Annotated in this window: 1 protein-coding gene; it reads left to right on the forward strand. The window is 66.3% G+C overall.

From position 1 onward, the window contains the following. A partial coding sequence (ispG, locus tag ABCR83_RS32660) for a flavodoxin-dependent (E)-4-hydroxy-3-methylbut-2-enyl-diphosphate synthase (RefSeq protein ID WP_462698891.1) occupies positions 1 to 1,062 on the forward strand: 1,062 nt, incomplete at both ends.

A 1,062-nucleotide genomic window follows, 5' to 3' on the forward strand; every position in this document is an offset into this window, starting at 1 on the left:
GGTCGGGTCGGTGGCGGTGGGTGGGGATGCTCCGGTGTCGGTGCAGTCGATGACGACGACGCGTACGTCGGACATCGGTGCGACGTTGCAGCAGATTGCGGAGTTGACGGCGTCGGGGTGTCAGATTGTGCGGGTGGCGTGTCCGACGCAGGATGATGCGGATGCGTTGAAGGTGATCGCGGCGAAGTCGCAGATCCCGGTGGTCGCGGACATTCACTTCCAGCCGAAGTATGTGTTCGCGGCGATCGATGCGGGGTGTGCGGCGGTGCGGGTGAACCCGGGCAATATCAAGCAGTTCGACGACAAGGTCCGGGAGATCGCGGGGGCGGCGTCGCAGGCGGGGACGCCGGTCCGGATCGGGGTGAACGCGGGGTCGCTGGACCGGCGGCTGCTGGAGAAGTACGGGAAGGCCACCCCGGAGGCGCTGGTGGAGTCGGCGCTGTGGGAGGCCTCGCTGTTCGAGGAGCACGGTTTCCGGGACATCAAGATCTCGGTGAAGCACAACGACCCGGTGGTGATGGTCAGTGCCTACCGGCAGCTGGCCGCGCAGTGCGACTATCCGCTGCATCTGGGGGTCACGGAGGCGGGTCCGGCGTTCCAGGGGACGATCAAGTCCGCGGTGGCCTTCGGGGCGCTGCTCTCCGAGGGGATCGGGGACACCATCCGGGTGTCTCTGTCGGCTCCGCCGGTGGAGGAGGTCAAGGTCGGTATCCAGATCCTGGAGTCGCTGAATCTGCGTCAGCGTCGTCTGGAGATCGTTTCCTGCCCGTCCTGTGGCCGTGCGCAGGTGGATGTGTACAGGCTTGCCGATGAGGTGACTGCGGGTCTGGAGGGTATGGAGGTGCCGTTGCGGGTGGCGGTGATGGGGTGTGTGGTCAATGGTCCGGGTGAGGCGCGTGAGGCGGATCTGGGGGTGGCGTCCGGCAATGGCAAGGGGCAGATCTTTGTCAGGGGCGAGGTGATCAAGACGGTGCCCGAGTCGAAGATCGTGGAGACCCTGATCGAGGAAGCCCTGATCCTCGCCGAGCAGATGGAACAGGCCGGCGTCCCCTCCGGAACGCC

It is taken from the genome of Streptomyces xingningensis, from assembly GCF_054957865.1.